We start from the raw sequence: 19,198 nt of genomic DNA, 5'->3' as shown, positions 1-19,198 counted from the left end.
GCGTGGCCGGCATCGTCCGGGGCATGCATCAAGCGGCTTACCGGCTCGCCGTTATCTTTGGCTATTGTCGGGCAGATTTGAATTCTGCACGCCCGCAATGATATTCACCGCTTCAGTCGTTCTTCGGTGTTGCCGTCGCTTACGCAATCGAAACGTTCAGAAAAGTTCCTGTAGCAATAGTCGCCTACATTGACTGTTTAGATCCCTTGACGTAAAGGGCGTTTCGTTCAAGTGTGATCTGCACTGCTGTCGGGCACTTGCGGATGGGTATGTGCGCGAACGGGTGCGGCACCAACTGAATCGACAAGGAAATGATGGAATTCTATTTGCTACCGCCAGAGATCAACTCAGCCAGGATCTATGCGGGCCCTGGGGCGGCGCCGATGCTTTCGGCGGCTGTGGCCTGGAAGGGGATTGCGCAGGAGTTGCGCTCTGCTGCGGCATCGCATCGTGCAACGATCAGTGCGCTCATCGACTCCGCGTGGTTGGGGCCTTCGGCGGCCGCGATGTCCGCTGCGGCAGCAGGTCAGGTGTTGTGGATGGAAGCCACCGCAACTGGTGCTGAGCAAACCGCGGCAGCGGCTGGAGCTGCGGTGGCGGCGTATCAGACGGCGTTGGCGGAAATCGTTCCGCCGGAACTGGTTACGGCGAATCGGACGCGATTGGAGCTATTAGTTGCGGGCAACTTGCTGGGTCAAAACGCGGCGGCGATTGCGGCGACGGAGATTGAGTACGCGCAGATGTGGGCGCAGGACATCGTCGCGATGTCCACCTATGAGCAAGCCTCGCTGGTGACCACCCAACTGACTCCGTTCGAGACACCGCGCCAGGCGGGTGACCCCGGCACGTTGGCGGATCGCGCTCTGAAGGACACCAAAGGCCCAGATCCCCAAAAGCATCCGATTTGGTGGCTGATGAATTCGAAGATTGTTCGCTCCTTGTTCGGGTCTAAGCTCTACGAGCAGCAGCAAACGCCGGGGGCATTTTTCATCTTGATGGGGAGCATCGTCAGCATTGCCGCGCTGACGCCGGGCCAAGGTGTTCCGGCATTGGCTAATCCCTTGGCGGAGGTGCCCGCACTCAGTGGTTTGGGACGTCTTGGCGGGGTGGCGGCCGGTTTGGGGCAGGCGGCCAGGCTCGGTCGGATATCCGTGCCGCCAAATTGGCTTAACGCTTCGGAAGTGACGCGACCTTTGGCGTCGGCGTTCGGGCAAACACCATTGGCTGGTGCCCGGGTGAGTGCGGTGACAGGGCTGCCCGCCGCGCCGCTGGGTGAACTAGGTTGCGATGACTGCGACGACTGCCAGAATTGCAGTGCCCCGAAGTATGGATTCAGCTCGCTGGTAATGGCGCGTCCGGCTGACTCTGCGTGATGCTGAGGTCAATCGTCGTATGGGTACGGAGCGCTTCGCTGGAGGTGTGAAAGGAGTTCTCGGGGAGGAATTGTCGCGTGACTGGCGTCCGCCGGGGCGCGCGCTGGCGGCTGGATTGTCCACAGGTCGAGCCAATCTCGAGGCCGCTGTTGCGCCCGTGGTTGTTGTTGCATGTCGCTTACGTAATCGAAACGTGCAGAAGCAGTCTGGTAGCAATAGTTGCGTAAAGCTAGTGATTAAACGCCTTGATAAATAGTGTTTTTCGTCCAATTGTGATCTGCACTGCTGTCGGTACAGCGTTGTTACGACAGTCGGCTACGGATGAGGTGACTGCGTGGATGTTCGCGAATTGTTATGTGCGCGAGCGCGTGCGGCACCGACTGAAACCGAAAGGAAATAATGGACTTCTATCTGCTACCACCGGAGATCAACTCGGCAAGAATTGTTTCGGGCCCCGGTGCGGCACCGATGCTCGCCGCGTCCTTGGCCTGGCGGGGGATTGCTGAGCAGTTGCGATCCGCGGCGGCTTCGCACCGTGCAACGATCAGGTCCCTCGTTGACAGAGCGTGGCTTGGACCGTCGTCGACGGAGATGGCTGTCGCGGCGGCGTCCCAAGCGCTTTGGATGGACACTACCGCAACGAGTGCCGAGGAAGTCGCTACAGCGGCGGCAGGTGCGGCGGCGGCTTACCAGGCGGCATTGACAGAAATGGTTCCGCTGGAACTAGTTACGGCTAACCGGATGCGGCTGGAGTCATTGGTCGCGACCAACTTGCTGGGTCAAAATGCGCCGGCGATTGCAACGACCAACATTGAGTACGAAGAGATGTGGGCTCAGGACGTCGTCGCGATGTCCAGCTATGCCCAAACCTCGCTGGCGACAACCCAACTGACTCCCTTCGAGGCACCACGCCATGCGGGTGACCCCGGCAACGTGGCGGATCGCGCTCTTCAGGAGGCCAAAGACCCAGATCCCCCAAAGCATCCGATTTGGTGGCTGCTGAATACGAACTTTGTTGACGCCATGATCGGATCCGCGGCTTATACGCCAGGGAGCACGGTGGGACCCTTTTTCGGCCTGATGGGCAGCATCGCCAGCATCCAAGGGGTGATGCAAGCCGCGGCTGCTCCGGCATTGGCCAATCCATTGTCGGGGGTGCCGGCTCTCAGCGGGTTGGGACGTCTTGGCGGTAGTGCGGCGGCGTTGGGAAGTGCGGCCAGGCTCGGTCGGATGTCGGTGCCGCCAAGCTGGCTTAGCGCTTCGGAAGTGGCGCAACAACCTTTGGCTGCGGCGTTCGGGGAAACACCAGTGGCTAGTCCCGGGTCGACGACGGCAGCTGGACTGCCTCTCGCTCCTTCGAGTGGGCTTGCTGGCCACGGTTGCAAGAGTTGCAGTGCCCCGAAGTATGGATTCAGGTCAGTAGTAATGGCACGCCCATTCGACGCTGACTCAGATGATCGGGAATCGTTGACGTATGCGGCAGCTAGCGGGCCGCGAGCCGGTTTCAGCGGGTGGCAAGGGACTAGCGTCGCGCACGCCGGATCGCAGCATAGCAACGGTTCGGCCATACGCGCTTGATGCCATCCACTGAGGGCAGTGTGTCGCGGCATTACTGGGCGCGCCAATCCCGAGTTTTGGTCAAAGGCCTTCCTACTATCTCCGGTTGGATGATCGCTACGGATCCGATGTTCTCGCCGCCGGCCCGCGCAAGCCTCGCTCGACAGAGCACGCGGCAGAGTCGGGCACCGTCGTTGAGGACGTGGAGACCGGCTATGTCGGTGCCGTGGTACGGGTCGAGTAGGGACGTGTCGACTTAGAAGACCGGCACGGCCACGTTCGTGGCTTTCCGCCGGGCCCTGGTTATCTACTAGTCGGCTGGCCGGTCATCGCGCACAACATCGTGGCGCGCGCCGACGGTCGCAACCCGCCGCAGAAGGGGCAGCCGGGTGCGGCTGCATCCCGAACCCGGGCACCTACACTTTTTCGGCGTCGACGGGTGCCGGATCTCCGGGTGAGGTGGACGCCGGGTCAGGGGCCAGAGCATCGACGATATCGGCCAATCCAGCGAAGCCGGGTGTCGCCGCCAGGTCGGCAGCGATGCGCTGACTGGCCTGCCGGTACTTCGGTTCATTCAGGACCGCCAAGATGTTTCGGCGCAGTGCGCGCGGCGACGGTCGTTCGGTTCTGAGCCGGCGACCGACGCCGGACCATGCGACGCGCGCGCCGACCTCCGGTTTGTCTTCCTTGCCGCCGGTGGCGACGATCGGCACGCCGTGACGCAGGGCGCACTGGACGCCACCGTAACCGCCATTTGTCACGAAAACCGCTGTGCAAGGAAGCAATTCATCATAGGGCAGGTAGGTCGCTGCGCGGGCGTTGGCCGGCAGCGTGGGCAGCGTGTCCAGCGGGCGACCGCCCGTGGCAACCACGACCAGAACATCCTCGTCGGCGAGCGCACGCAGCGTGGGGGCGATGACTTGACTGTGGTCGAAGTTGGCCACGGTGCCCTGGGTGACATGGATGACGGGCCGGGTCCCGTCAAGATCGCCCCACCAATCCGGCAGCGGGACACCCAAATTCATGGCTGGTAGGGCTCCGATGTAATGCAGGTTCGTCGGTAGGTCGGACCGCGGGTACTCGAAAGACGGAACGCTGAACTGCACGATCGCGTCGGCCCGTCGGCCCCAGTCGGCCAGGGTGCCCGGCATGTCTTTGCCGTGCACCTCGCGGTGCGCGTTGTTGATGATCTGGTGCGCCCGCCGGAAGACCCGGCGGCTGATCGCGGCCAAGGCGATATTGCGCTGACGGTTGAGAATGCGGGCTGGCCGCAATCCCATGCCGAAGGGAGCGGTGTCCAGGCTGTCGATGGGCAGCGGGACCACCGAGCACATGATGATCCCGGGGCGCGCTGACCGTCGATGCTCGAGCATGATTACGGCGCCGATGAAAAGAGGATCGGTCAGCACGATGTCCGCGGGTTGTGCCGCCAGCGTCGTCATGAGGGTCTTGTACTGGGCCATTGCCGGGCGGGCAAAGACGTTTTCGACATCGAAGGCGGCCGCCTTGACGCCTTTGAGGTGTGTACGCTCGGGAAAGCTCGCCAACAGATTTTGGTCGTCGAAGTCGGCCTCCTCGGGCAGCGGCAAGAAGGCCGCGCCGGTGGCCGAGACCTTGTCGGCGTAACGCGAGCCGGTCACGAAGCGTACGTCGTCACCGCGCTTGACAAAGTTTTCGGCCACCGTCAGCAGCGGTGTGACGTGGCCGTGCGCGGGGATGCTGGCCATGACAATCGATGACATTCCGCGCTCCCGGGCTTCGCAGTTAGCTAGGTGGTGGTAGTATTCATTACTATGGCAACAGAGTCAATGTCGACAGGAACACGGGCCTACCGATCCCAGTTGCGTCAGCGGCAGGCGGAGCAAACGAGGGCGCGGGTGGTTGCGGCCGCGGCCGAGCTGTTTGCCTCCGATGGGTACACACGCACCACGCTGGCGAAAATCGCTGCCGCAGCAGGAGTTTCGACCGAGACGGTACAGGGCCAGGGGCCCAAGGCGGCTCTACTCATTGCCGCCACCGAGTTCGCCGCAGTCGGCGTGAGCGACGAAGAAAATCTTCTCAACCTGGACATCGGGCGCAAACTGATCGCCATCGGCGATCCCGAAGAAGCGGTCGACTTCGCTGCCGCGATGGCGGCCGACGTGCATACGCGGACCGCGAAATTGGCGCCAGCACTGTTGGGCGGCGCCGACTCCGACCCCGAATTGGATCGGTACCTGACGGAGTTCATTGCCGGCATCACCGGGCAATTTCGACGAGTCCTGGAGGTGTTCCGCGACCGCGGCTGGCTCCGGGAAGACGTGCCGTTCGACGAACTCGTCCAGACTGCGGCGGTGCTCTGCAGCGTCGAAATCTACCTACGGCTGGTTCACCGCGGCGGCTGGAGCGTAGAAGCCTACCGGGCCTGGTGCCGGCGTATGCTGCAGGAGAGCGTCTTTTTGCGCCGCAAGTAGATTGAATTCGCCTGGTAGGAGGGCGTTTTGGACTCGGTGGATCTGGTCTGCGAAGGCGGCGGCGTACGCGGCATCGGCCTGGTCGGGGCGGTGGACGCCCTGGCCGCGGCCGGCTACCAGTTTCCCCGCGTGGCGGGCACCAGTGCGGGCGCGATCGTCGCGGCCCTGGCCGCGGCGCTGCAGAAATCCGGCGCACCGCTCGCCCGGCTGGCCGAGATCATGCGTAGCATCGACTACCGAAAAATCCTGGATCGCAACCTGGTTGGCCGCCTTCCGTTGGTCGGTGGCGGACTGTCGCTGCTGCTGTCCGACGGTGTGTACCGGGGAGCCTATCTCGAACAGCTGTTGGAGGATCGGCTTGCGGAGTTCGGGGTGCACACCTTCGCCGATCTGCGCACCGGCGAAGAGTCCGACCAGTTCGCCTGGTCGCTGGTGGTCACCGCCAGCGATCTGTCGCGCCGCCAGCTGGTGCGTATTCCCTGGGATCTGCAGTCCTACGGCATCGATCCGGACACGTTTTCGGTGGCGCGCGCCGTGCACGCCTCGGCCGCTATACCGTACGTGTTCGAGCCGGTCCGGGTCGGCGGCGCCACGTGGGTGGACGGTGGGCTGCTCTCGGACTTTCCCGTGGACCTGTTCGACCGCCCGGGACCGCGGTGGCCCACCTTCGGAATCCGGCTGTCGGCCCGCCCCGGCATTCCGCCCACGCATCCGGTGCATGGGCCAGTGTCGTTGGGAATAGCGGCGATTGAAAGTTTGGTGAGCAATCAGGACAACGCGTACATCGACGATCCGTGTACCGTGCGTCGCACCATCTTCGTGCCCGCCGCCGAGGTCAGTCCGATCGACTTCGACATCACCGAAGAGCAGCGCGAGGCGCTCTATCAGCGCGGGTTGCAAGCGGGCCAAGACTTCTTGAAGACGTGGAACTACCCGGACTATCTGTCGGCCTGCGGCGGTCCGGTGAAATCGTCGGGCGCGCCCTAACGACGTTTGGGCGCAGGCCTTTCTAGTATTGCCCGGTGGATGATCGCTACGGAACCGATGTTCTCGCCGCGGGTCGGCGCAAGCCCCGCTCGACTGAGCATCCTGCCGACCCGGGCCTGGTCGTCGAGGACGTCGAGAGCGGCTACGTCGGCGCGGTGGTCCGAGTCGAATACGGCCGCGTCCAGCTCGAGGATCGTCATGGCCACGTCCGTGGCTTTCCCCTCGGCCCCGGTTATCTGCTGGAGGGCCGCCCGGTGATCCTGACCGCGCCCCGGCGTGTGGCGCCCACCGGAGCGGGCCGCACGGCGTCCGGCTCGGTCGCGGTGGCCGGTGCCCGCGCCCGGGTCGCGCGTGCGAGCCGGATTTACGTCGAGGGCCGGCACGACGCCGAACTCATCGCGCAGGTTTGGGGCGAGGACCTGCGCATCGAGGGTGTCGTCGTCGAGCACCTGGGCGGGGTGGACGACTTGGTGGGCATCGTGACGGAGTTCCGTCCGGAGCCGCACCGCCGCCTCGGCGTGCTGGTGGACCACCTCGTCGCCGGCTCGAAGGAGGCGCGGATCGCCGAGGCGGTGCGACGCGGGCCGGGCGGCCCCGACACGCTGGTCGTCGGCCATCCCTATGTCGACATCTGGCAGGCGGTGAAGCCGCGGCGGCTCGGCATGGCGGCCTGGCCGAACGTGCCGCGCCACATCGAATGGAAGCGCGGTGCGTGTCAGGCGCTCGGTTTGCCGCACGCGAATCAGGCCGATATCGCCGCGGCGTGGCGGCACATCCGGTCGCGCGTCCGGGACTGGAACGATCTGGAACCGGCGCTGATCAGCAAAGTCGAGGAGCTGATCGACTTCGTGACGCAGCCGGGCCCGTGACGAATCCGGGCCCGAATCAACGCCTTAACCACGGCGGCTGGTTAGGTTAGGCTAACCCGGATGTCCCGATCCGCGGGACAGGGATCAGACGCATGCAGGGCGTATTCGGCATCTTCCTCGGCACGTTCCTCATCGGCCTACGTGAAGGCCTGGAGGCGACGCTCATCGTCAGCATTGTCGCCGCGTTTCTCAAGCGAAACGACCACTCGACCCGCCCGATGTTCGTCGGCGTGGGTCTGGCGGTGCTGATCAGTGTCGCCGTCGGTGTCGGACTCGATTCGTTTTCCGCCACGCTGCCGCAGGCGCAGCAGGAGATGATGGAAACCGTCATCAACGCCGTCGCCGTGGTGTTCGTGACTTCGATGATCGTCTGGATGAATCGCAACGCCGCCCGGCTCAAGGGCGAGCTCGAGCACGAAGCCCAGCAGGCGCTCAACCACGGCGGCGCGCTGGCCCTGGTTGCGATGGCCTTCCTCGCCGTGCTCAAGGAGGGTTTCGAGACCTCGGCGTTTTTGCTGGCGGCCGCGCAGACGTCGCATGGCAACCGGTGGTTGGCGGTGCTGGGCGGCGCAGTGGGTCTCGGGGTGTCCATCGCGCTCGGAGCCGCCCTGTACTACGGCGGCCTGAAGCTCAACCTGGGCCGCTTCTTTAGGGTCACCGGCGTGTTCCTGGTGCTGATCGCCGCCGGTCTGGTGCTGGGTGCGCTGCGCACCGCACACGAGGCCGGCTGGTTGACCATCGGCCAGCGACAGGTCCTTGACTTGTCGGCATGGATACCGAGCCAGTCTGTCCTCGGAGCGTTGCTCGCCGGCGTATTCGGCATCCCGACCGACCCACGCCTTATCGAGGTGCTGGGCTGGCTGCTGTATGCGGGGCCCGTGCTGGTCGTCTTCCTCTGGCCCGCACATCTTGCCGCGACACCGCGAGCCCGGTCCCGGTTGCTGGCGGCGACTTCGGCCGCGCTGGTTATTGCCGCGGCGGTGCTGGCGATCGCGATGCCCGCCGGCGCCGCCGGTGCGGCGCGGACGCGCAGCGTTACCGATCGTGCCGGGCAGACCGGCCGGGTGTCGCTGAACGTGGAATCGCGAGGACGCACGCTGGTCGTCTCCGAAGGCACCGCCGACGAGCGCACCATCTCGCTCGCGGAGTCGGGCGATCAAACCGTGGGCGGCGTGCCGGTACAGGTATGGCAGGGTACCGAGGCCGCCGGGGCCGATGGCGCGCCGGTGGTCACGCTCGATCAGCTGATCAGCATGGCGGGGGGCCGGCTGCCGGTCGGTCTCGCGGCCGCCCGCACCCCGGGACCGTTTCAGGGTCAATGGTCAACCACCACCGCGTATACCGTTCTCGCGCAGGGTGATTCCGTGGTCAGTGCGCAAGCGACGAGCAACCGCACGGCGCTGTTGACCGGTGGCGGGCTGACCGGGGCCAAGACCGTGAGCCTCGGCGGACTGGCCACGGACTGGTCGACGTCCGTTTCCGAAGACCGGGTCGTCGCGGCTCAGGTTGCCGCCGGTGCCCGACAACACACAGAAAGACGGCTGTGGCGAGTCTGGCTTCCGTTGGTACTAGCCTGCTTTGCGCTCGCTTGTGCACTGCGGGCAGTGGTCGCACTGCGCGGTGACGCGCGGGCCGAACACGAGAGGAGATCCGGTGACAGCGAATCGCACCGCCCGGGCAAGGTCGCGGTCTCGTGAATTCTGCTGGACGGCAACGATCCTGGCTGCCGCGACGGTGCTGACACCGACCGCGTGCGGCCACTCCGGCAGCCCATCGAGCCCGCCCAAAGCCGGCGCGACGAACGCGGTCAAGGTGACGATGGCCAACAACGCTGGCAAAGAAGGCTGCGCGCTGGATGTCACCAGCGTGCCGGCCGGGCCGGTGACGTTCACGGTGGCCAACATCAGCGCGCCGGGCATCACCGAAATGGAGTTGCTCAGGGATCAGCGGATCATCGGCGAGAAGGAGAACCTCGCGCCCGGCCTCGATCCGGTTTCGTTCACCGTCACGCTGGATGGTGGTTCTTATCAACTGTATTGCCCCGGCGCGTCCGCCGAATATCAGAGCCTGACCGTGACGGGCAGCGCGCCCGCAACCCCCACGGGAACGGTCGCCAGCATCCTCAGCCAAGGTACGAAGGATTACGCGGCGTATATCGTCAACCAGGTGGGCCAGCTCAACGACGGTGTCAAGTCGCTCGATGCCGCCATCCAGTCGGACAACCTCGACGCGGCCAGAACCGGGTACGCCAAAGCCCGGTTGTTCTGGGAGCGTGCGGAGTCCACGGTGGAGGGTTTCGTGCTGCCGGGCTTCACCGCCGGCGACAACGCGGGCAGCCTCGACTACCTGATCGACATGCGGGCATCCACCCCGGTCGATGCCAAAGTCGGATGGAAGGGCTTTCACGCCATCGAGCGCGACCTGTGGCAGGCTAACGCGATCACCCCGGGCACCAAGGCGCTGAGCACCGAATTGGCGGGCAATGTGGGCAAATTGAACGGCATCGCGGCCACCCTGCAATACAAGCCCGAGGATCTGGCCAACGGCGCCAGTGACCTGATCGAAGAGGTGCAGAACACCAAGATCACCGGTGAGGAGGAGGCCTTCAGCCACATCGACCTGGTCGACTTCTCGGGCAATGTGGAGGGCGCTCAGCAGGCGTACGCCGCCCTGCGGCCGGGGCTGATCAAGATCGACGAAAATCTGGCCAAGCAGATCGATCAGGAGTTCCAGGCGGTGCTGGGCGTCCTGGATGGCTACCGTGATCCGTCGGCGCTGGGCGGTTACCGGACGTACACGCCCGCGCTTCGGGCCAGCGACGCACCGAAGCTGACCGCCGTCATCCAACCGCTGCACCAGAGCCTGTCCAGCGTGGCCCAAAAAGTCGTCTCCGCCAATTGACGATGGCCAGCGACGAACCAGCCGGGCCGGCCCCGGACCCCGGGAACGACGCGGAGGCGCCGGCGGACAGCGCGGCGGTCTCGCGGCGCCGGCTGCTCGGCGGCTCGATGCTGGCCGGATTGGCCGGCACCGCCATCGGCGCGGCCGGCGGCGGTTTCGCCGGTTACGCGACCGCGGCCGCCCGCCGCGCCGACGAGAACGACAACGTCGACTTGCGCCGCAGCTACCCGTTCTACGGTCAGGGCCGGCAAGGCGGAATCGCCACGCTCCCACAGCGTTACGCGGTGTTCATGTCGTTCTCGCTGACCGCCGGCGCCGGCCGTGCCGATCTGCAGGCCCTGCTGGCGCGGTGGTCGGCGGCGGCCGCCGTCCTGCAACAGGGCAAGCCGGTGGGCACGGTGCAGCCGCAGGTCGAGGTGCAGCCTCCCACCGATACCGGGGAGGCCTACGGGCTGAGCCCGGCGAGTCTCACCATCACGATCGGGTTGGGTCCGTCACTGTTCGGGGACCGCTTCGGGCTCGCCGGCCGGCGCCCCGCCGTCTTCACCGAGCTGCCCCCGCTCAACGGCGACAACCTGGATCCTCGCCTGCGCGGCGGGGACCTGTCTGTGCAAGCCTGCGCCGATGACCCCCAGGTCTGTTACCACGCCGTGCGCAACCTTGCCCGCCTCGGCCGCAACATCGTCTTCCCCTACTGGGCCGTGCTCGGCTTCGGCCGCGCCTCGGCCGGACCCGGCCAGCTCACTCCGCGAAACCTGTTGGGATTCAAGGACGGTACCCGCAACATCGGCACGGACTCCGAGTACGCCCGCTTCGTCTGGGTGGACAACGGCGACCAGCCCTGGATGAACGGGGGCACCTATCAGGTCGTCCGCAAGATCCGGATGCTGCTCGAGACGTGGGACGTGGATCGAATCGGCAATCAGCAGAAGATCTTCGGCCGCAGCAAGGAGGAGGGTGCCCCGCTGAGCGGCAAGGCCGAATTCGACACCCCGGATTTCGCGGCGAGAGGTGCCGACGGCAACCTGCTCATCGATCCGCAGTCCCACATCGGCCTGGCGGCCAGGGAGAACAACGACGGCATCATGATCCGTCGCCGGTCGTACAACTACACCGACGGCCTGGACGCCAACGGCCAACTCAACGCGGGCCTGTTGTTCATCTCCTACCAAAAAGATCCGGGCGATTTTATTCGTTTGCAGAACCGGCTCGGCGCCCACGACCTGCTCAACGAATACATCCGCCACATCGGCTCAGCTATCTTCGCGATACCGCCCGCGCCCGAGGAAGGCCACTTCATCGCGCAAAGTCTGTTCAGCTGAGCAACACTGCGCCCACCCGCTGCGGCGCCATCGCCCGCGCCGTCGGCCGGACCCGATGCCCGCCGCGGTGTCGGGCAGATCACTGCGGGTGGCCGTCACGTTCGGGCGCCCGGCGACCACTAACAGCATGAAGATCGACACACACCCGACAAACGGAGGAAGTTCATGACCGACGCGCTCGTCATCGACGCTGAGGGCCTCGACCGGCTTTCCTGTAACGCCAAAGCCAATCCGGAAACCGGCAAGAAGACCCTGAAAGCCAAGACCCTGTGCGAGACCGGCTTTCGCAACATGACCTACGTGCGGGACCTGGCGCCGATGCTGGTGGGGGAGCCGCCCGCGCTGCTGGGCGACGACTCGGCGCCCAACCCTTCGGAGACGGCGTTGGCGGCGCTGGGATCTTGCGTCTCGGTGGGCTTGCTGGCCAATGCCACGCACCGCGGCGTCACCCTCACCAAGATCGAGGTCGAGATGGAAGGGGACATCGATATCTCCGCGGTGTGGGGTGTCGGCGACACCCCCGAGGGCAAGCGACTGGGCTTCAGCGCGGTGCGCTGCAAGGTGACCCTGGCCGGCGACGCCGATGATGCGACGCTGAAGCAGATCCACGACAATGCGATCGCCTGGTCACCGGTGGTGAACACGTTCCGCAATCCGGTGAGCGTCGACTCAATCCTGGCCCTCGGCTAGACGAAGAAGTCGGGAATCGAACAGTGGCAAGGACATTGACCAAGGCGCAGCTCGCGGAGACCATCAGGCTCGCGAGGCTGAAACACGGTTTGAGCTGGACGAAAATCGCCGAGTCGATCGGCAAGGACCGAGCGTGGACGGTGGCCGCCCTGCTCGGACAGCACCCGCTGTCGGCCCAGGAAGCCTCGATTGTCGCCGAGTTGCTCGAACTGGACGACGAGGCCGTCGCCGTCCTGCAGCTGACGCCCTATCGAGGCAGCGGCGAGTCCGTGGCGTCGGATCCGACGATCTACCGGTTTCACGAGGCGCTGTCGGTGTACGGACCGGCGATCAAAGAACTCATCCACGAGGAGTTCGGCGACGGGATCATGAGCGCTATCAACTTTCGGCTCAGTGTGGAGCGCCACCCGGACCCCCAGGGTGACCGCGTGGTCGTGACCTTCGACGGCAAGTTCCTCGACTATGCCTGGCAACACGCCGAACACGAGGACGGACCGTGACCGCGGCGACCGACGCGGGCATCGGCCTGCTCGAGTCGGACCTGCTGCCCGACATCGCCGCCCACGCCGACGCGCTCGACCGCGACGAGGGCGCCTCACGTCGCAGCTTCGCGGCGCTCGGGGCGGCGGGCCTGCTCGGCCTCGGCGCACCGAACAATGCCGATGGGCGGCTTCCGCAGATGGCCGACGTGATCGGCCGGATCGCCGCGGAATGCATGAGCACCGGGTTTTCGCTCTGGGCGCATCGCATGGCGGTCGAGTATTTGCTCACGGCCGCAACGGCTTTCAGCATCGGGGCCGCAGAGAGGCTGCTGGCCGGCACGACGCTCGGCGTCACGGGCATGGCGTCGGCCTTCAAGGAAGCCGCCGGCTGCGGCAGCCTCGACCTCGCGGCCACTGCTGCTGACGGTGGTTACCGGCTCAGCGGCGCGATCCGATGGGCCAGCAACCTGTACGACGACTCGCTGATGATCACCGCGGCCCGCACCGAGGCGGGCGAGAAGCTGATCGTCGCGCTGCCACTGGATGCCCCCGGCGTCGTGCTCGGCGAGCACTTCGCGCTGCTGGCAATGGGCAGCACGGCGTCGTCGTACCTGAAACTGGACGACGTCTTCGTCGCCTCCGAGCAGGTGTTGACGGCAGACTTCCCGGGGTTCCTCAACGTCGTGCGCCCCACCTTCCTCGTCCTGCAATCGGCAATGTGCCTGGGACTGACGAAAACGACCGTGGCCCAATGCAAGCTCGGACTGACCGGCGTCAACGCGGTCTTCACCGCCGAGGTCGAAGCCGTCGCGGAGCGCCTCGCCGCGGCGCAACGGGCGCTGGTGAGCGCGGCCTCCGCCGTCGGTGGTCCGCAGCAGCCGAGCAAGAAAGACTTGCTGACGCTGCGGCTCGCGTCGGCCGAGATCGCCAGCGCCGGTGCGGCGTTAGAGATCCGGACCGCGGGGGGCAAGGGCTACGCGAGCCGGACGCCGGCCAGCCGGCGCTACCGGGAGGCGGCGTTCATCCCCGTCCAGTCGCCATCCGAGGCGCAACTGCGCTGGGAACTCGAGCGGTGCGAGTGACTGACAGCCCGGGCCGACGGTGACATGGGGGACTTCTGAGTCCGCGGCAGAGCGTCTCGTCGGCGGTGTTCCGTTGAGCGACTTGGTCCGGGATTATCACCGGCCAATGCTGAAATTCGCTCGTACGATGGTGGATTCGCCGGCGGTGGCCGAAGAGACGGTGCAGGAGGCCTGGGTTCAGGTGCTGCAAGGAGCCGGGTCATTCGAAGGGCGTTCGTCGGTGGCTACCTGGCTGTTCGCCATCGTCAAGAACACCGCGTCGCGCCACCGGCGCCGCGAGGCGCGGATCCGCCGGCACGAGGTGCTGGCCGCCGGCGATGACACGGATGCCGACCCGCTGTCGGGGCGCATGCATCCCGCCGGGCATCCGGACGCCGGGCACTGGAGCGTGCCGCCGTCGCGGCGGTTCCTGCCCGAGGACCAGACCGTGGCGGGCGAACTCGTCGGCCAGGTGCGGGCCGCGCTGGACGGATTGCCGGCGCGGCAGCGTCAGCTGGTGATCCTTCGCGACCTCGTCGGCGCCTCCGGCGAAGAGGCCGCCGCGATTCTCCAGTTGTCCCCGGACGCGCAGCGCGCACTGCTCTACCGCGCCCGGGGGAACCTCCGAAACGAACTCGAAGAGGTCTACCGACGATGACAAGTCATGACAACACGGTGCCCGCGATCGACTGCGTCGACTTCGTTCGACTCGTCGACGATCTGGTCGATTCCGATCCCCGACAGTGGGGGGCGATCGTGGCCAAGCACCTCGAGGAATGCCCGCCCTGCCTGGTCTACCTGCAGCAGATGCTCGACCTCAAGGTCCTGCTCAGTCACGTCTTCGACGGCGACAGACTCGGCCAGGACGGCGTCGTGGGGGTTCTCAGGACGATCGAGGAGTAGCCGGACGGTTGCGGCCGCGCGCGCGTCGGGGAACGTCATCCGCAGCGAATGCCTTCCGTCCCGAGGCGCAGGGACTAAAGCCTCACGACTCATGCCCTCGCCGGCTTATAGCGTCGCTCCTGACGAAGGGAGAACGAAATGTCCGCACCTGCAAAGGAGCACGGGATTGTCGTAGCGGTCGATGGCTCGGCCGCATCGCATGCGGCCGTCAGCTGGGCGGCGCGGGATGCGGCACTGCGGGGCCTCCCGCTTGTCCTCGTGCACGCGGTGGTCACCCCGATGGCGACCTGGCCCCCGGTTCCTTACCCCGACTCCCTGGTGATCGGGCTCGAAGACGAGGGCCGCAAGATCGTCGCGCACGCGGCCAAGATCGCCGAGGAGGCGGTGCCGGCGGATCGCAAGGTCGCCATCTCCGGTGAATTGGTGTACTCCGCTCCGGCACTGGCTCTGGTCAAGATGTCCGACACAGCGAAGCTGATCGTGGTCGGCAATACCGGACACGGCGCTCTGGCCCGGGGCATCCTGGGCTCGGTGAGTTCGAGTGTGGTGCGACACGCCAATTGCCCGGTCGCGGTCGTCCGCGACGAAGACCCTTTGATGCCCGATCCCCAGCACGCCCCCGTCCTGTTGGGAACCGACGGGTCGCCGGCGTCGGAACTCGCGACGGCCATCGCCTTCGACGAAGCATCGCGTCGCGGCGTCGACCTGGTGGCCCTGCATGCGTGGAGTGACGTCGCGGTACTGGACGTCGCGGGATTGGACTGGTCGAGGCTGGAGGGTGAGGCGGAGCGTAGCCTCGCCGAAAGCCTGGCCGGCTGGCAAGAACGCTATCCCGACGTGAAGGTGCACCGCCTGATCGTGCACGATCGCCCCGCACGGCAGTTGGTGGAGAAATCGGAGGGCGCCCAGTTGGTCGTCGTCGGCAGCCACGGCCGGGGCGGGCTATCGGGGATGCTGGGCTCGGTCAGCAACTCGGTGCTGCACTCGGTCCGGATGCCGATCATCATCGCCCGGCCGTCGTAACCGGGCGGCGGCCCACGCGCACACCGCCGCGGCGTCGCGTCCGGCGCACATGACAGTTCGGTCCGGGCGCACGAAGGCGGCCGCGGCATGGCCCCGGTGCAGCCAGCTCTCCAGCGCGCCGCCGGGGCCGGCGATCAGCACCATGACGCCGAGCTGGTGCAGGCCGGCATCATCGGCCGCCGCTGCTGGGCGGGCGGTGGTGATCAGCGTGAACCCATTACCCAGCACGTCGTCCAGCCGTTGGCCCTCGGCCAGTACGGGATTCGGGCACAGCGTGCCCCCGAGCCGCGAGGCCTTGTCGACCAGTACCGACGACCGCAACGGTGGCGTGGCGGAGTCGACCACCCGGGCGCGCAGGCCCGGAATCAACCGCAGCCGGGGCAGCACCAGGCGCCGCAGCAGATCGCCGGCCCGACCGCCGGACGTCATCGCACGCCCGACGTTCAGCGCCAGCCCGATCATGTATCGGGTGTGCGGCTTACGTTCCTGTTCATAGCTTTCCAGCACTTCTGGGCCAAGACTGCCGTGGTAGACGCCGGCGATCTTCCATGCGAGGTTCATCGCATCGCGGACTCCCGCCCCCATCCCCTGTCCGATGAAGGGGGGAGTGAGGTGGGCGGCGTCGCCGAGCAGGAACGTGTTTCGCCGCCGCCAGCGGTCGGCGATCTGCGCGCGGAAGGTGTAACCGGTGACGCGCTGCACGGTCAGCTCGGTGTCCGGAATGTTCGCGGTCCACGGCCCGATCAGCGGCCGCAGGGCGGCCAGTGACGTGTAGTCCTCGGCGCGTTCACCGCCCCGCAGCTGGAATTCGAAGCGGTAGCGGGTCGGTCCGATCCGCATGTAGGTTCCCGCGCGTACCGGGTTGCAGACCTGGTGCACGCCGTCCCACTGGCCCAGGTCGGCATCACTGGTGACGTCGGCGACCAGCCAGCGCTGCTCGAAATTCAAATCCCGCATCGCCGAGCCGATTTGGGCCCGCACGACGCTGTTGGCGCCGTCGCAGCCGAGCAGGTAGTCGGCGTCCACCTCATGCGTCTCGCCGGTCGACCGGTCCGAAAATGCCACCCGGACCCGGCCGTCTCGTTCGGTGATCGTCGTCACCTCGGCATTCCCGCGCAGCTGGGCGTCGGGGTACCGGGTCAGGTTGGCCCGCAGCAGGGTTTCCAACTCCGGCTGGTCGAACATGTTGGCCTGCGGGAAGCCGTTGGTGCTGCACGAGCTGTCCCGGGTGAATTCGGCGAGCGTCCGCAGCCGCCGATCCAGCAGTCGCAGGCCCAGCGTGGGCCGCGAGATGGCGGCGAACTCGTCGGCGATGCCCAGGCGGGCGAGCACGCGATAGATCTCGTCGTCCAAATGCACGGCGCGAGGCTGCGGATACACGTCGGGCCAGCGGTCCAGTACCAGGCAGGGCACGCCGTACTGTGCGAGCAGCGTGGCAGCGGTGACGCCGGTCGGTCCCGCGCCGACGATGACGACTGGAACGCGCCGGACGCCGGCAGCGGTCACGCGAATCTCACTGTGCTGCGTTGGGTTCCGAGGTCGATCGCGCCGTCGTCGGTGGCCACCGACGCCTCCACGACGTCACCCTGTTTCAGGTAACGCGGGTTGCGGCCCTGACCCTTGAAGAACAGCTTCCACTTCAGCGACGCCGGCAACAGGTTGCCCACGAAAGCCAGCGGTTTCGGCGGGGCGCTCAATGCGGTCCCGACCGGTGTGCCGGTGAGAATCAGATCGCCGGGGGCAAGATCCTGGAATCGGGTGAGTGCCTGCAGGGCCTCGAGGGGGCGATACAGCATGTCGCCGTCGACGATTGCGTTCTGCCGCTCGACGCCGCCCACGCTCAGGCGCAGCCGCAGGTCGCCGAACCGCTTGAGCTCGTCGGCTGTCAGCAACACCAGCTCGGGTCCGACCGGGGTGAAGGTCGGGTAGGACTTCGCCTCGTAGAACTGGGTCTGCGGAAGCTGGATGTCTCGGGCGGAGACGTCGTTGGTGACCACCAGTCCCGCGATGATGTCGCCGAGATTGTCCTCGGAAATCGTTGTGTTGACCGGGGTTGCGCGCCCTACGACCAGCCCGATCTCCACCTCGTAGTCGAGCAGGGTGACATGCGGTGGTTTGACGATGTCGTCGAAGGGGCCACCTATCGAGGCCGACGCCTTGCGGAAGAACGTCAGCGGCACGGTCGCCGGGTCCATTCCGGCGTCGGTGACATGCGAAGTGAAGTTGGTCATCTGCGCGATCACCCGGCATGGTCTGGTCACCGGCGACACCAGGCGCAGCGTGTCCACCGCGACGGTCTCGGCACCGCCTGCGGCGGCCTCGATTGCGGCTCGGTCGGACAGCAAGTCCCCGGTCGTGGCCGCGGCCGTGTCGATCCTGGCGGCGCCGCGGGAGGTCTTCACCCACCAGGCGTCGGCGGTGCGCAATACGGAAGTGGTCATTTGGCAGCTACTTTCAGAAGGCCGACGAGTCGGTGGGTGTCGAATTCGTTGTCTCTGCGAAGCGCGGAGATCATCGAAAACAGTTCCTGACGAGCAGATTTCAGGTTGGTCCCGAGGAAATCGCTGGTCGCCCGGGGCCCCCACTGTGCGAGGCCGGATGCGGTGAACGGCGCCCATCCCGGTTCGACGGTGTTGTCGAACAGGTCGCCATCGGTGAAGTGCTCGACGAGCAGACCGTCGGGATCGCGCCAGTAGTCGAAGATCTGGCTGCCCTGGATGTGCCTGCCGATTCCCCAGGAACGGGTGTAGCCGTGGTCGGCCAGGTATTCGCCCCCGGCGGCCAGGGCGTCGAGGTCGCTGACCTGATAGGCCGAATGCACGTACCGGTTGGCCGGACCCAGCGCCAGCGCCAGCGTGTGGTGATCGGCCGGCGTCGAACCCCGGTCGCACCGAATGAAACTCATGGTCGGCCCGCGGTCACGCTGCCCGGGGAAGAACAGGAAGTCGCTGACGATCATCCCCAGCTTGTCCAGGTACCAATTCAGCGTCTCCAGATAGGTTGTCGACTGCAATACCAAATGGCCCAGGCGCTGCACGCGCGCGGGCACCCGCGGCGGACGCTGGCCGGCGTTCGTGCGTCGCACATTGCTTCCGAAGTTGAACGCATGTACCGGCTGGCTTGCCAGCTCCGGTAGTTCGTGCGTGCCGGCGACCACGCGCACCGTCATGCCGTTGGGGTCCGCCACGTCGACCGACAGCCCGCCCAGGGCCTCGGGGAGCCGGCGGGCCCGGGTGCCGAAGTGCTCAGCCAGCCGGAGCACGTCGGACTCGTCGCCCGCGCGAAACGCCGCCGCGGCGAACCGTGTTCGATGCCCGCGACGCACGTGCACACATGGGCTGCCCGCATCGGTGCCGCGCAGGTGGATGCCGTCGGCGCCGTGTCGCTCGGTGTGAAACCCGAAGGCTCGCGCGAACTGCTCGGTGCGTGTCAGGTCCGGCTTCTCGACTTCCAGCCAGGCGAGGTCGATGACCCTGACCACCGGATTGCGCGACCGGCCGGGATGTTCTCCGCGAACGGCCCCGCGCTCGCTGTGCAGGTCGCCATGAGGGTCTTTGGTGTGCGTCATGACCATCTC

At 66.3% G+C, this 19,198-nt stretch carries 18 protein-coding genes and 1 pseudogene; 15 read left to right on the top strand and 4 right to left on the bottom strand.

Going from position 1 to position 19,198, the window contains the following annotated elements:
- Positions 1 to 314 precede the first annotated feature (314 nt).
- The 3 genes and pseudogenes from MSG_RS14405 to MSG_RS14395 all read left to right on the top strand — a co-directional run.
- Entirely contained in the window at positions 315 to 1,373 is a 1,059-nt protein-coding gene (locus MSG_RS14405) for a PPE family protein (RefSeq protein ID WP_162899218.1), read from the top strand.
- 399 nt (positions 1,374 to 1,772) lie between these two features.
- Positions 1,773 to 2,951, top strand: coding sequence for a PPE family protein (locus MSG_RS26180; protein WP_096440611.1), 1,179 nt, complete (start codon positions 1,773 to 1,775; stop codon positions 2,949 to 2,951).
- 85 nt (positions 2,952 to 3,036) lie between these two features.
- Positions 3,037 to 3,357, top strand: a pseudogene (locus MSG_RS14395) (DUF3097 family protein); the annotation flags it as partial.
- On the opposite strand, the gene MSG_RS14385 reads toward MSG_RS14395, so the two are convergent.
- Positions 3,347 to 4,393 carry a glycosyltransferase gene (locus MSG_RS14385; RefSeq protein ID WP_373421200.1) on the bottom strand — a complete coding sequence of 349 codons (1,047 nt, stop codon included), beginning with the start codon at positions 4,391 to 4,393 and terminating at the stop codon, positions 3,347 to 3,349. The pseudogene MSG_RS14395 and the gene MSG_RS14385 sit on opposite strands and share 11 nt — an antisense overlap.
- Before the next feature lie 414 nt (positions 4,394 to 4,807).
- Between MSG_RS14385 and MSG_RS14380 the strand changes: the two genes are divergently transcribed.
- The 12 genes from MSG_RS14380 (at position 4,808) to MSG_RS14325 (ending at position 15,621) form a co-directional block, all read left to right on the top strand.
- Complete coding sequence (locus MSG_RS14380) at positions 4,808 to 5,383, top strand: TetR/AcrR family transcriptional regulator (protein WP_162899217.1); 576 nt, start codon at positions 4,808 to 4,810, stop codon at positions 5,381 to 5,383.
- A gap of 27 nt (positions 5,384 to 5,410) precedes the next feature.
- On the top strand, positions 5,411 to 6,370 hold the full coding sequence (locus tag MSG_RS14375) for a patatin-like phospholipase family protein (protein WP_096440607.1): 960 nt from the start codon (positions 5,411 to 5,413) through the stop codon (positions 6,368 to 6,370).
- A 35-nt stretch (positions 6,371 to 6,405) separates the two neighbouring features.
- Positions 6,406 to 7,239 (top strand): DUF3097 domain-containing protein, encoded by an 834-nt coding sequence (locus MSG_RS14370; protein WP_096440605.1) that lies wholly within the window; start codon positions 6,406 to 6,408, stop codon positions 7,237 to 7,239.
- A 92-nt stretch (positions 7,240 to 7,331) separates the two neighbouring features.
- Positions 7,332 to 8,936, top strand: coding sequence for an iron uptake transporter permease EfeU (gene efeU / locus MSG_RS14365; protein ID WP_096440603.1), 1,605 nt, complete (start codon positions 7,332 to 7,334; stop codon positions 8,934 to 8,936).
- 37 nt (positions 8,937 to 8,973) lie between these two features.
- Positions 8,974 to 10,140: an iron uptake system protein EfeO gene (gene efeO / locus MSG_RS14360; RefSeq protein ID WP_181159232.1), complete on the top strand. Its 1,167-nt coding sequence runs from the start codon at positions 8,974 to 8,976 to the stop codon at positions 10,138 to 10,140.
- 2 nt (positions 10,141 to 10,142) lie between these two features.
- Complete coding sequence (gene efeB, locus MSG_RS14355) at positions 10,143 to 11,462, top strand: iron uptake transporter deferrochelatase/peroxidase subunit (protein WP_096440590.1); 1,320 nt, start codon at positions 10,143 to 10,145, stop codon at positions 11,460 to 11,462.
- 165 nt (positions 11,463 to 11,627) lie between these two features.
- The gene (locus MSG_RS14350; RefSeq protein ID WP_096440588.1) at positions 11,628 to 12,152 is read left to right on the top strand and encodes an OsmC family protein; all 525 of its coding nucleotides are present in this window, start codon (positions 11,628 to 11,630) and stop codon (positions 12,150 to 12,152) included.
- A 23-nt stretch (positions 12,153 to 12,175) separates the two neighbouring features.
- The gene (gene cynS, locus MSG_RS14345) at positions 12,176 to 12,652 is read left to right on the top strand and encodes a cyanase (RefSeq protein ID WP_096440586.1); all 477 of its coding nucleotides are present in this window, start codon (positions 12,176 to 12,178) and stop codon (positions 12,650 to 12,652) included.
- Positions 12,649 to 13,716 (top strand): acyl-CoA dehydrogenase family protein, encoded by a 1,068-nt coding sequence (locus MSG_RS14340; protein ID WP_096440584.1) that lies wholly within the window; start codon positions 12,649 to 12,651, stop codon positions 13,714 to 13,716. Before cynS ends, MSG_RS14340 begins: the two co-directional genes overlap by 4 nt.
- Positions 13,717 to 13,735: 19 nt before the next feature.
- Positions 13,736 to 14,353 (top strand): RNA polymerase sigma factor, encoded by a 618-nt coding sequence (locus tag MSG_RS14335; RefSeq protein ID WP_232011035.1) that lies wholly within the window; start codon positions 13,736 to 13,738, stop codon positions 14,351 to 14,353.
- Positions 14,350 to 14,598, top strand: a complete 249-nt coding sequence (locus MSG_RS14330; protein ID WP_096440580.1) for a hypothetical protein — start codon at positions 14,350 to 14,352, stop codon at positions 14,596 to 14,598. Before MSG_RS14335 ends, MSG_RS14330 begins: the two co-directional genes overlap by 4 nt.
- Positions 14,599 to 14,736: 138 nt before the next feature.
- Entirely contained in the window at positions 14,737 to 15,621 is an 885-nt protein-coding gene (locus MSG_RS14325; RefSeq protein ID WP_096440578.1) for a universal stress protein, read from the top strand.
- On the opposite strand, the gene mhpA is transcribed toward MSG_RS14325, so the two are convergent.
- Genes mhpA through MSG_RS14310 form a run of 3 tightly spaced genes read right to left on the bottom strand, consistent with a single transcriptional unit; the run spans position 15,541 to position 19,189 of the window.
- Complete coding sequence (gene mhpA, locus MSG_RS14320) at positions 15,541 to 17,127, bottom strand: bifunctional 3-(3-hydroxy-phenyl)propionate/3-hydroxycinnamic acid hydroxylase MhpA (RefSeq protein ID WP_232011034.1); 1,587 nt, start codon at positions 17,125 to 17,127, stop codon at positions 15,541 to 15,543. The genes MSG_RS14325 and mhpA overlap by 81 nt on opposite strands.
- Positions 17,124 to 18,062 carry a fumarylacetoacetate hydrolase family protein gene (locus MSG_RS14315; RefSeq protein WP_096440574.1) on the bottom strand — a complete coding sequence of 313 codons (939 nt, stop codon included), beginning with the start codon at positions 18,060 to 18,062 and terminating at the stop codon, positions 17,124 to 17,126. Before MSG_RS14315 ends, mhpA begins: the two co-directional genes overlap by 4 nt.
- Positions 18,059 to 19,189, bottom strand: coding sequence for a VOC family protein (locus MSG_RS14310; protein ID WP_096444509.1), 1,131 nt, complete (start codon positions 19,187 to 19,189; stop codon positions 18,059 to 18,061). Before MSG_RS14310 ends, MSG_RS14315 begins: the two co-directional genes overlap by 4 nt.
- Between the last annotated feature and the right edge of the window lie 9 nt (positions 19,190 to 19,198).

This window comes from Mycobacterium shigaense (genome assembly GCF_002356315.1).
In the GTDB taxonomy this organism is placed as follows: Bacteria; Actinomycetota; Actinomycetes; order Mycobacteriales; family Mycobacteriaceae; genus Mycobacterium; species Mycobacterium shigaense.
The sequence above is the reverse complement of the archived record's forward strand: the minus strand, read 5'-3'. Positions and strand labels throughout refer to the sequence as shown.